This is a genomic window from Aeromicrobium sp. REDSEA-S38_B2 (assembly GCF_001628525.1).
GTDB classification, from domain to species: domain Bacteria; phylum Actinomycetota; class Actinomycetes; order Propionibacteriales; family Nocardioidaceae; genus Aeromicrobium; species Aeromicrobium erythreum.
The window spans coordinates 1-11179 of the sequence record NZ_LUNH01000082.1; the positions used below are offsets into that span (position 1 = coordinate 1).

Annotated in this window: 10 protein-coding genes and 1 pseudogene; 3 read left to right on the forward strand and 8 right to left on the reverse strand. The window is 72.7% G+C overall.

Annotation, left to right across the window (positions count from 1 at the left end; translation table 11 throughout):
* Together A6Q81_RS14520 and A6Q81_RS14525 are read right to left on the reverse strand one after the other, a co-directional pair.
* Positions 1-858, reverse strand: an 858-nt coding sequence (locus A6Q81_RS14520) for a 1-phosphofructokinase family hexose kinase (protein WP_286690897.1), incomplete at its 3' end; no start/stop codon positions are given.
* Positions 855-1646, reverse strand: a complete 792-nt coding sequence (locus tag A6Q81_RS14525) for a DeoR/GlpR family DNA-binding transcription regulator (RefSeq protein WP_286690898.1) — start codon at positions 1644-1646, stop codon at positions 855-857. The genes A6Q81_RS14525 and A6Q81_RS14520, both read right to left, overlap by 4 nt.
* A 145-nt stretch (positions 1647-1791) precedes the next feature.
* Here A6Q81_RS14525 and A6Q81_RS14530 point away from each other — a divergent pair, with 145 nt between their 5' ends.
* A complete protein-coding gene (locus tag A6Q81_RS14530) occupies positions 1792-3438 on the forward strand; it encodes a phosphoenolpyruvate--protein phosphotransferase (RefSeq protein WP_286690899.1) in 1647 nt (548 codons plus the stop codon).
* Between the two features lie 117 nt (positions 3439-3555).
* On the opposite strand, the gene A6Q81_RS14535 is transcribed toward A6Q81_RS14530, so the two are convergent.
* Positions 3556-4050 carry a hypothetical protein gene (locus tag A6Q81_RS14535; RefSeq protein WP_286690900.1) on the reverse strand — a complete coding sequence of 165 codons (495 nt, stop codon included), beginning with the start codon at positions 4048-4050 and terminating at the stop codon, positions 3556-3558.
* Positions 4051-4203: 153 nt separating this feature from the next.
* On the opposite strand from A6Q81_RS14535, the gene A6Q81_RS14540 reads away from it, so the two are divergent.
* The gene (locus A6Q81_RS14540) at positions 4204-5133 is read left to right on the forward strand and encodes a TauD/TfdA dioxygenase family protein (RefSeq protein ID WP_286690901.1); all 930 of its coding nucleotides are present in this window, start codon (positions 4204-4206) and stop codon (positions 5131-5133) included.
* Positions 5134-5139: 6 nt separating this feature from the next.
* On the opposite strand, the gene lysS is transcribed toward A6Q81_RS14540, so the two are convergent.
* Both lysS and A6Q81_RS14550 read right to left on the reverse strand, forming a co-directional pair.
* Positions 5140-6657, reverse strand: coding sequence for a lysine--tRNA ligase (gene lysS / locus A6Q81_RS14545; protein WP_286690902.1), 1518 nt, complete (start codon positions 6655-6657; stop codon positions 5140-5142).
* 139 nt (positions 6658-6796) lie between these two features.
* Positions 6797-7378, reverse strand: coding sequence for a hypothetical protein (locus tag A6Q81_RS14550; RefSeq protein WP_286690903.1), 582 nt, complete (start codon positions 7376-7378; stop codon positions 6797-6799).
* A 162-nt stretch (positions 7379-7540) separates the two neighbouring features.
* Here A6Q81_RS14550 and nhaA point away from each other — a divergent pair.
* Positions 7541-9340, forward strand: a pseudogene (nhaA, locus tag A6Q81_RS14555) (Na+/H+ antiporter NhaA); the annotation flags it as partial.
* A 131-nt stretch (positions 9341-9471) separates the two neighbouring features.
* Here nhaA and A6Q81_RS14560 read toward each other — a convergent pair.
* The 3 genes from A6Q81_RS14560 to A6Q81_RS14570 form a co-directional block, all read right to left on the reverse strand.
* Positions 9472-9645: a CsbD family protein gene (locus tag A6Q81_RS14560; RefSeq protein WP_286690906.1), complete on the reverse strand. Its 174-nt coding sequence runs from the start codon at positions 9643-9645 to the stop codon at positions 9472-9474.
* Positions 9646-9766: 121 nt separating this feature from the next.
* Positions 9767-9940, reverse strand: a complete 174-nt coding sequence (locus tag A6Q81_RS14565) for a CsbD family protein (RefSeq protein WP_286690904.1) — start codon at positions 9938-9940, stop codon at positions 9767-9769.
* Positions 9941-10083: 143 nt separating this feature from the next.
* Complete coding sequence (locus A6Q81_RS14570) at positions 10084-10875, reverse strand: TetR/AcrR family transcriptional regulator (protein WP_286690905.1); 792 nt, start codon at positions 10873-10875, stop codon at positions 10084-10086.
* Positions 10876-11179 lie beyond the last annotated feature (304 nt).

The window sequence follows — 11179 nt, forward strand, 5'->3', positions numbered from 1 at the left end:
GCCGTGGGCGACGGCCGCGGCGAGCGCGGTGGCGTCGTCCGCTCCGGCCTCGCGGGCCAGGAGCAGCCCGGCGAGCGAGGAGTCGCCCGCGCCGACGGTGCTGCGCGGCGTGACCGGCGGGGGGGCGCAGAACCAGGTGCCGCGGGCGGTGGCGAGGACGGCCCCGGTGGCGCCGAGCGTCAGCAGCACCTCCGCCGGACCGCGCTCGGCACGGAGGCGCTGGGCCTCGTGCGCGGCGAGCTCGGGGTCGGCCTCGATCGCGTCGCCGTCGCCGCCGATGAGCTCGACGAGCTCGTGCCCGTTGGGCTTGACCAGGTCGGGTGCCGTCGACGGGTCGGCCAGCGCGGCCGCGAGCGCCGCCCCCGACGTGTCGACCGCGACCGTGGCGCCCACGGCGCGCAGCCGCGGCACCAGACCGGCGTAGAGGTCGGCGGGTACGCCCGGGGGCAGCGAGCCGCACAGCGCGACCCACGACGCACCGCGGGAGGCGTCGACGAGGGTGCCGACGAGCGCCCCGAGCTCCGTGGCGTGCAGCGGGGTGCCCGGCGCGTTGAGCTTGGTGGTGGTGCCGTCGGGCTCGGCGAGGGTGAGGTTGACGCGGGTGGCGCCCGCGATCGGGACCTGCACGACGGCGAGGCCGGTGGGCTCGAGCGACGTGACGACGGGGTCGCCCGGGGCGGCCGGGACCACGGCCCGGACGTCGACGCCCGCCGCCTGGACCACACGGGCGACGTTGATGCCCTTGCCGCCCGGCTGGTCGGTCGAGGCCGACGTGCGCAGCACCGCGCCGCGCTCGAGCGGCCCGTCGAGGCAGACCAGTCGGTCGATCGCGGGGTGCGCGGTGAGCGTGACGATCATGCGACCACGACCTCGAGGCCGGCGCGCTCGAGCCGCGAGACCTGCTCGCGCGTGACGTTCTTGTCGGTGACGACCACGTCGAGCTCGTCGATGGAGGCGAAGCTCATGGCGTACTCGGTGTCGATCTTCGAGGAGTCCGCGAGGACGACCACGCGACGGGCCGCGGCCACGAGCGCCCGCTTGACCGCCGCCTCCTCGACGTCGGGCGTCGTGAGCCCGCGCTCGAGGCCGATGCCGTTGGCACCGATGAAGGCGACGTCGGGACGCATGCGCCCGTAGGCGGCGACGGTGTCGGCACCGACCGCGGCGGCCGTCGTCGGGCGGACGCGGCCGCCCACCACGAGGAGCGAGACGCCCTCGTGCCGCGCGAGCCGGCCGGCGACGTCGATGCCGTGCGTCACGGCGTCGAACGCGGCGTCAGCGGGCAGCGCGTCGACGAGGGCGGCGGTGCTGGTGCCGGCGTCGAACGCGACCCAGCCGTCGGTGTCGGGCAGGAGCGCGAGCGCGGCCTGCGCGATCGCCTCCTTCTCCGGCGCGTGCTGGGTGGCACGGTCCGTGACGGCGAGCTCCGCGGCCTGGGCCACGGTGCGGGCGACGGCTCCGCCGTGCACGCGACGGGCCAGGCCGTGGCGCTGCAGCACGTCGAGGTCGCGACGGATGGTCTCGCCGGAGACCCCGAGCTCGTCCGCGGCGTCGACGACGCTCACTCGGCCGTGCTCGCTGAGGCGGGCGGCGAGGAGTGCGCGGCGTTCGGCGGCGTACACGAGTGCTCCTGGGGTCCGGTCCACGTCCCACGACACGATGCAGGGGGGTGCAGGGTGTCCTGCGTCACCGCGTTGTGTGGATTTGTGTGGATTTGATGTTGATGTCTGCTGTTCTACGCGATAGTCTCGGGCCATGTCAAGCATGTCGGGCACATCCCCACAGATTTCCATGACGGCGGTCACCCTCACCGGGACCCCCGTGGTCGCCGGCGTCGGGCACGGCGCCGTGCTGGTGCCCGGCGACCGTCCCCACGTCCCCTCCGACGAGCCCGCGCGCGACGACACGGCCGAGCTCTTCGCCACCGCGGCGGCCACCGTCGCCGGCCGCCTGCAGGAGCGCGCAGCCCTCGCCAGCGGGTCCGCCTCGGAGGTCCTGAGCGCCACGGCCGCCCTCGTGCAGGACCGCGGCCTCGCCGCCCTCGTCGCCAAGCACGCCAAGACGGGCAGCGGCCCGGCCACCGCGACGTCGCGCGCCGTCGACGAGCTCGTCGCCATGTTCACCGCCGCCGGCGGGCTCATGGCCGAGCGCGTCACCGACCTGCGCGACGTGCGCGACCGCGTGGTGGCCGAGCTGCTCGGCCAGCCCGAGCCCGGCGTCGGCGTGCCCTCGGAGCCGTCGGTGCTGCTCGCCGACGACCTCGCACCGGCCGACACCGCCGGCCTCGACCCGGCCCTCGTGGTCGGCATCGCCGTCCGGCTGGGCGGCCCCACGAGCCACACGGCCATCATCGCCCGTCAGCTCGGCATCCCCTGCGTCGTCGGCGTGAGCGACCTGCCCGACGAGCTGCCCGACACCGCGCTCGTCGACGGCGGCACGGGCGAGGTCGTGCTGTCGCCCGATCCCGCCGCGGCCGCCTCGCGCGCCGAGGCCGACGCCGAGCGCCGCGCCGCGAGCGCCGCCTGGGAGGGGCCGGGGCGCACCGCCGACGGTCACGCCGTGCAGGTGCTCGCCAACGTCCAGGACGCCAAGGGCGCCGAGCGTGCCGCGCAGGAGCCGGTCGAGGGATTCGGCCTCTACCGCACCGAGCTGAGCTTCCTCGACCGGCCGTCCGAGCCGACCGTGCAGGAGCAGACCGACGTCTACGGCGCCGTCCTGGCTGCGGCGGGGTCGGGCAAGGTCGTCGTGCGGACGCTCGACGCCGGTTCGGACAAGCCGCTCGCGTTCGCCGACATGGGCACCGAGGCCAACCCCGCGCTCGGCGTCCGCGGCCTGCGCGTCGGTCGCCGTCTGCCGGAGCTGCTCGCCCACCAGCTCGACGCGGTGGCCGCCGCCTCGCAGACGTCGGAGGCGACCGTCTGGGTCATGGCGCCGATGGTCTCGGTGCCGTCGGAGGCTGCTGCGTTCGCCGCGGAGTGCCGCACCCGAGGACTGACGCCCGGCGTGATGATCGAGACGCCGTCGGCCGCGCTGCTCGCCGAGCGGGTGCTGGAGCACGTCGACTTCGTGTCGATCGGCACGAACGACCTCAGCCAGTACACGTTCGCGGCCGACCGCATGTCGGCCGAGCTCGGCGACCTGACCGACCCCTGGCAGCCCGGCCTGCTCGTGCTGGTCGAGGCCGTGGCCCGCGCCGGCGAGCGCACCGGCAAGCCGGTGGGGGTGTGCGGCGAGGCCGCCGCCGACCCCGCACTCGCCTGCGTGCTCGTCGGCCTCGGCGTCACCTCCCTGTCGTGCGCGGCGTCGGCCGTGCGACCCGTGGGCGCGCGGCTCGCGTCGGTGACGCTCGATCAGTGCCAGCAGGCCGCGCGAGCCGCCCTGGCCGCCGCCGACCCCGCCTCCGCCCGCGAGGCCGTCGCCGCCGTCCTCGACGCCTGACGCGCTGCTGGTTCCCATCACGTGATGGGAACCAGCAGCTCAGCATGGCGATCCCTCGCTCACCCCGGGAATCATCCGCAGGTGAGCGCGGAAGAACCAGGGTGAGTGGCGGGGCGGTCAGCGGCGCCAGAGGTGCCGCATGATCGGCAGCATCCCGGACATGACGGCCACGGCGAAAAGCACGAACCCCACCGCGGAGACGTAGGGACTCAGCGTCGACATCGTCTCGTTCGGCAGCGACTCCCCCAGGATCCCCAGGAGCACCCCGACCGCGAAGACCGGGAACACGACCAGGGTGCGACGTCGCAGACGGCGCATGCGACCCATGATCTCCTCGCGCTCCACGTCGTCCTCCTCCGGCGTGCCCCGCGTCCCGTCGCGCCGTGGCGGCATCGGGCGCCCGAACGACAACGGCCCGTTGAACCCGTGGAACGCGCAGAGGCCGATCACGACGAACGCGATGCCGAACAACACGCCGCCGACGGGCAGCATCCACCCGATCCCGTGGGTGTCGCCGTAGCCGAGCAGCCCGACGCCGACCGCGCCGAGCGGGAAGACCATGAACGCGCGCGCGAGCAGCCCGGCCTGCGTGAGGTCCTTGAACGGCTTCACCGGGGTCTCCTGTCGTCGACGCTCGACCGACATCCTGGCGCGCGCCGACGTCCGCCGCCCGCCGAACGGTGCGTCCACACTGCGAGACCGTCCCCATGCGACGTCGACGAGGCGCACGGTGGGACGACACCGACGTCGACCCCGGAGCCCGCCATGACCCTCACCGCGCCCGACCCGACCACCACCCGCTCGCGCGTGGAGGTCGCGCCCGTGGGGGCGCGGATCGGTGCCGTCGTGTCCGACGTGCGGCTCGGTGGCGACCTGACGGCCGAGGAGGTGCACGACGTCCGCGCGGCGCTCCTGCGTCACAAGGTCGTGTTCGTCCGCGGGCAGCACCACCTCGACGACGCCGACCACCACGCGTTCGCAGCCCTGCTCGGCACGCCGACGTCGCCGCACCCCACCGTGCGCGGCGCGGCCAACGCGGTCCTGCCCATCGACTCCTCCCACGGCAAGGCCAACGCCTGGCACACCGACGTGACCTTCGTCGACCGGGTGCCCGCCATCAGCGTGCTGCGCGCGGTGACCCTCCCGCCCTACGGCGGCACCACCGTGTGGGCCAACACCGCGGCCGCCTACGCCGACCTGCACCCGGCGCTGCAGGCGATGGCCGACCGGCTGTGGGCCGTGCACACCAACCGCTACGACTACGCCGCCGACGTCGACGAGCAGCGCATCGGCGGCATCGACGTCCGCGAGGAGGCCTACCGCGAGGAGTTCGGTTCGCGCCTGTTCGAGGCCGAGCACCCCGTCGTCCACGTGCACCCCGAGACCGGCGAGCGCTCGCTGCTCCTCGGCCAGTTCGTGAAGCGGCTCGTCGGCCTCTCCACCCGCGACTCCGCCGACGTCTTCGAGCTGCTGCAGCGCGAGGTGACCCGGCTCGAGAACACCGCCCGCTGGAGCTGGCAGCCGGGCGACGTCGCGATCTGGGACAACCGCGCGACGCAGCACTACGCGGTCGCCGACTACGACGACCACCACCGCGTCATGCACCGCATCACGGTGGCCGGGACCGTCCCGGTGAGCACCGACGGCGTGCGCTCCACGCTGCGCCAGGGCGACGCGTCGGCCTACTCGGCCTGACCGGTCTCAGACCTCGCGTCGCGAGATCGGGAAGAGGATCGCCTCGCGGATGCCGACGCCCTGCAGCAGCATGACCAGGCGGTCGACGCCGAGACCCAGGCCGCCCGCGGGAGGCATGCCGAACTCCAGCGACCGCAGGAAGTCCTCGTCGACGTCCATCGCCTCGGGGTCGCCTGCGGCTGCCAGGCGCGCCTGCTCCTCGAGCCGCTCACGCTGGATGACGGGGTCGTTGAGCTCGGTGTACGCGGGCGCCAGCTCGACGCCGTTGATGATGAGGTCCCACGCCTCCACGAGGCCCGGCGTGCTGCGGTGCTTCTTGGCGAGCGGTCGCACGGCCTCGGGGTAGTCGCAGACGAACGTCGGCTGGACCAGGGTGTGCTCGACGAGCTTCTCGAACAGCTCGAGCACGATCTCGCCGGGTCCCCAGTGGTCCTGCAGGGCGACGTCGAGGCGTGCGGCGTGCGCGGTCAGCGTCTCCTGCGGCGTGTCGACGTCGACGGTCTCGCCGACCGCCTCGCCCACGAGCTCGTGAATGGTCGCGCGCCGCCAGGGCGCCTCGAGGTCGATGTCGGTGCCGTCGCGTCCGGGCACCACCGTCTTGCCCACCGCGCGCGCGGCGTCGACGACGAGGTCGCGGGTCAGCTCGGCCATCGTGTCGTAGGAGCCGTACGCCTCGTACGCCTCCAGCATCATGAACTCGGGGTTGTGGGTGTTGTCGACGCCCTCGTTGCGGAACGTCTTGCCGATCTCGTAGACCCGGTCGATGCCGCCCACGAGCGAGCGCTTGAGGTGCAGCTCCAGGGCGATGCGCAGCAGCGCGTCCTCGTCGAAGGCGTTGACGTGGGTGTGGAAGGGCCGCGCGGCGGCGCCGCCGTTGGTGTGCTGCAGCACGGGCGTCTCGACCTCGACGTAGCCGCGCTCGTCGAGCGTGCGGCGCAGCGACTGCAGCACCTTCGCCTTCACGCGCACCGTCTCGCGGGCCTCGGGACGGACGATGAGGTCGACGTAGCGCATGCGGCTGCGCGCCTCGTCCGACAGCGGCTTGTGCTCGTTGGGCATCGGACGCAGCGTCTTGGCGGCGATCGCCCACGACGACGCCTGCACGCTCAGCTCGCCGCGGCGGGACGTGATGACCTCACCCGTCACCGCGAGGTGGTCGCCGATGTCGACGAGCTGCTTGAAGCGGTCGAGCGACTCTTCCCCCACGCCGTCGAGGGAGACCATGGCCTGCAGGGCGGTGCCGTCGCCCTCGCGCAGCGACACGAACACCAGCTTGCCCGTGCCCCGCCGGAAGATGACGCGTCCGGCGACCGTGACGACGTCGCCGGAGTGGTGGTCGGGGCCGAGCGCCTCGGCGTCGTACGCGTCGCGCACCTGCGTGATCGTGTGCGTGATCCCCAGGTCGACCGGGTAGGGCTCGATGCCCGCGTCGATGAGCTGCTGCCGCTTCTCGCGACGGATCCGCAGCTGCTCGGGCAGGTCGTCGACCGCGTTCTCGTCGGGGGTCCGGGGGGAGTCGCTCACGGGACGATAGCCTAGTTGGGGCTGTGCGGAGGCGTTCGGGGAGACACCCTCGCCGCACGTGGCACGAGTGACCTGCGACGGGTCGACGAGGTCGAGCCACAGCTCGACGGGCTGCGCCGCGGGGCCTCGCGACCATTCACTACGGTTGTCCGCTGCAGAGCTCCTGCGGCGCGGTACCGCACGCCGCGTAGGTCCAGCCGCGTTTCGTCGTGCGGTAGGTGGTCCCGCCGACCTCGTAGGTGAAGCCGAAGGAGCGGACGACATAGCCCTCGCGCGGCACCTCGATGCTCAGCACCAGGGACAAGGGCGTCAGCACGTCGCAGGGTGCCGAGAGCCGCGCGCCGCGGATCGGGCTCCAGGTGCCGCCGTACTCCGCCGCGACGGTGGAGGGCTCGCCGACGGCGGTCAGGAAGCCGATCCGCTCATCGCTGCCGCGGTGCAGGTAGCCCGTCACGGGGCCGCCGGTACCGACGGTGCGTCCGTTCACCTGCAGCGAGCGGACGACCGCCTTCCGCCCTCCGTCCACACACACAGGGAAGGCGACGTTGGCCGTCCACAGCCGCCCGGCGTCGACGGGCCTGTAGGTGCCGTTGCCGCCCTCGGCGACGCGGAACTGCAGCGGACCCCGGCCCGGGCCTGAGGTCGGCTCCGGCGTGGCGCCGACGCAGCCGGCCGAGACCAGCAGGGCGGCCACGACGAGCAGCAGGCGACCACGGACCACGACGCTCTCCTCTCGAGACCGGGAGACCCGACACTCCCACGGCCGCACCCCTCCCGTCAGCGTGATCACCGACTGTTCACCCACGGCGGACGCACGGGGAGGAACAGATCGGTCGGCGTCGAGGTTGGCCACCACCATGACCGGCCTGCCAGGATATCGCCCGTGAGCGACCCCGACACCCTCACCGAGTCCCGCGCCACCCGGCTGCGGCGTGGTCTCGCCGACGCCGAGACCGAGCAGGTCGGCGCGGCACTGCTGCTGGTCGCGACCGTCGCCGCGATCGTGTGGGCGAACCTCGGCAGCGGGTACGACGCGTTCTGGCACACCGACGCGCGCGTCGCAGTCGGCGGGTGGTCGATGGGGCTCGACCTCTACCACCTGGTCAACGACGCGCTCATGGCGTTCTTCTTCTTCGCGGTCGGCCTGGAGGTCAAGCGGGAGCTGACCATCGGCGAGCTGACCGACCGCTCGCGCGCGATCGTGCCGGCGACGGCCGCCCTCGCGGGGCTCGTCGTGCCGGCCCTGGTGTTCCTGCTCATCGCGCGCGACTCCGGGCAGGCGCACGCGTGGGGTGTCGTGATCTCGACCGACACGGCCTTCCTCGTGGGCGCGCTCGCGATCATCCGACCGCAGCACCCCTCACGGCTGCGCGTCTTCCTGCTGACGCTCGCCGTCGTCGACGACATCGGTGCGCTCACCGCCATCGCCGTCTTCTACACCGACGAGCTGCACGTCGCGCCGCTGCTCGTGGCACTGGTCGCGCTCGGGCTCATCGCGCTCGTCCGGCTCATGCCGTCCGGCCGCGGGCCGCTGTACGCGGTGCTCTCGGTCGTCGTCTGGTTCGGGCTGCACGAGGCCGGCGTGCACGCCACCCTCGCCGGGGTGGCCGTCGCGCTGCTCATCCCCGTCGCCGCACCGCGCCAGAACGACGTCGAGCGGGTGGTGGAGCTGACCCGCGCCTTCCGTCAGTCGCCGAACCCGGCCTACGCGGCAGCAGCGGGGCGCCAGCTGCGCGAGTCGATCTCGATCAACGAGCGGCTGCAGCGCTCGTTCGCGCCGTACGTGGCGTACGTGATCCTGCCCGTCTTCGCGCTCGCCAACGCCGGTGTCGTGCTCGACGCCGAGACGCTGCGGCGCTCGATGTCGTCGTCGCTGTTCTGGGGCGTGGTCGCCGGTCTCGTCGTGGGCAAGCTCGTGGGCATCACCGGGGCCACCCTGCTCGCCCAGCGGTTGAGGCTCGGCGTGCTCGCGCCCGGCCTGACGATCGGCCGAGTCGCGGGCGGCGCCGCGCTGTCGGGCATTGGCTTCACCATCTCGCTGCTCATCGTCGGCATCGCGATCGACGACCCTGCCGCGCAGGACGAGGCCAGGGTCGGCGTGCTCGCAGCGTCCGTGCTCGCCTTCGTGCTCGGCGCCGCCGTGCTGCGCGCGCTCGACTCCCGGCGTCCCGTCGTGCCACCGGGCACCGTCCTGCTCCGCCCGTTCGACCCGCGCCGCGACCACTACAAGGGGCCGGCCGACGCACCGCTCGTGCTCGTCGAGTACGGCGACTTCGAGTGCCCGTTCTGCAGCCGGGCCACCGGCATGGTCGACGAGGTCATCGAGCACTTCGGTCGCGACGTCGTCTGGGTGTGGCGGCACCTGCCGCTCCACCAGCACCACCCGCACGCCGAGCTCGCGGCTCGCGCCTACGAGGCGGCGCACCTCCAGGGCCGGCACTTCGACTACGCGCGGCTGCTCTGGGCCCACCAGGACCAGCTCGAGCGGCTCGACCTCCTGCGCTACGCCGACGAGATCGGGCTCGACCTCGTGCGGTTCGAGGCCGACCTCGACGCCGACGACGTGCTGCGGCGGGTGCGCGAGGACGAGGACGACGCCGACCTGATGGACGTCGCGGCGACCCCGACGTTCTTCATCGGCACCGAGAGGTACGACGGTCAGTGGGACGCACCGACCCTCATCGCCGCGCTCGACGCTCGACGCCCTACGCCTGACGCCCTCAGGTCCTGCGCGTCGCGGGCCCGGGACGCGAAGAAGCCCGGTCACCGCTCACGCGGTCGACCGGGCTTCTCGCAGTGCGTGCGAGGGGGACGTCACTTCTTGAAGGCGTCCTTGATGTCCTCGCCGGTGTTCTTCAGCGAACCCTTGGTCTGGTCCTTCTGGCCCTCGGCCTGCAGGTCCTTGTCGTCGGTGGCCTTGCCCACGGCCTCCTTGACCTCGCCGGTGACCTTCTCAGCGGTGTTCTTCGCCTTGTCGATGAAGCTCATGGTGATCCTCCTTGGATCGGTGGGGTGACAACTAAAACGCTACGGCGGCTGCAGGGGTCGGCAACTCGAAGTGACGGTGCCGCCGAACTCCTCAGAGAGTTCTCAGTACCCCCCGGCCGGCTCACTTGTTGAAGGCGTCCTTGATGTCCTCGCCGGTGTTCTTCAGCGAACCCTTCGTCTGGTCCTTCTGGCCCTCGGCCTGCAGGTCCTTGTCGTCGGTGGCCTTGCCCACGGCCTCCTTGACCTCGCCAGCAACCTTCTCGGCGGTGTTCTTGGCCTTGTCGATGAAGCTCATGTCGTCCTCCTGAGTGGGTAGGTGAGGAGCCGAACCGTTCGGCTTACGTTGTAAACCTTACGCCGTAAGCCGAGCGCCGCAACGCGACCTGGTGAGACGTCCGTCACGACGCGGAGCGACGCCCGGACGTCCGTCGCCCGACGTCATTCCGCCAGGCGCGAGGCGATCCCGTCGAGCATCTCGGCCAGCGCCCGCTCGAACTCCTCGGCGTAGCGGTCGGCGGCGAGCCGGGCGGCATGCCGATGGATCGTCGGATAGGTCTCCTCGTCGACCATGCCCGCGGGGTCGATCACCTGCTCCGGCGTCGACGCCTCCGCCACGGCGTCCTGCTGGTCGGCGTCGCGGGTCGGCGACAGGCCGCCAGGGACCGCCTCCGACGCGTCGGCCCCCGCGCCGAACGACCCGTCGCCGTCCTTCGGGTCGCGCAGGGTGCGCGCACCCGTCTCCATCAGCAGGTAGCCGAGCAGGAAGCTGTTGAACGAGCGGTAGGCGAACACGACCTCCTCGTCGTCGAACCCCTCCGCCTCCAGCGCCTCGAGGACCGACTCGATCCACGCCAGCGAACGCAGGGGCGGGTTGATCCACGGAGCCTCCGACGGGCGCGTGGCCACCACCGGGAAGGCGTGAGGATGGGCCAGGGCGTAGCGGCGCACACCGCGCGCCAGGCGCTCCAGGTAGTCGCGCCAGCCGTGCTCGGCCGTCCGCAGCACCTCGGGGTCGGCGTCCAGCTCGGCGACCACCAGGTCGACGACGGCGTCGAGCAGGTCGTCGCGCGTGCCGACGTGCTTGTACAAGCTCATCGCCTCGACGCCGAGCCGCTTGCCGATCGCCCGCATCGAGGCGGAACCCACGCCCTCCTCGTCGATCAGCTGCAGCGCAGCCTCGGCGATCGTGCGGCGCGAGAGCGTGCCGCGCCGAGAGGACGTCGAGGGCATGGGGGGATCGTGCCACGGCGCAGTGGGACCGACGACCCGAGCATCGGGACAGGAGCACGACAGGGTCCCGGCGGAACACTCCGCTGGTCGAGTAGTCAGGACGGCGAGCGCCAGCGAGCTCGTCCTGACGTATCGAGACCACCCGGCAACAGCCCAGCGCGGGCCAACCCCCAGCGACGGCGTGGAGTGGTCTCGATACGCCCGGAGCACGCTCCTTCGTCGCGGCTCCGCGCTACTCGACCAACGAGACCTCCCGCTGGTCGAGTAGAGGCCACGCGCGACGAAGGAGCGCCGTGGCCGCGTA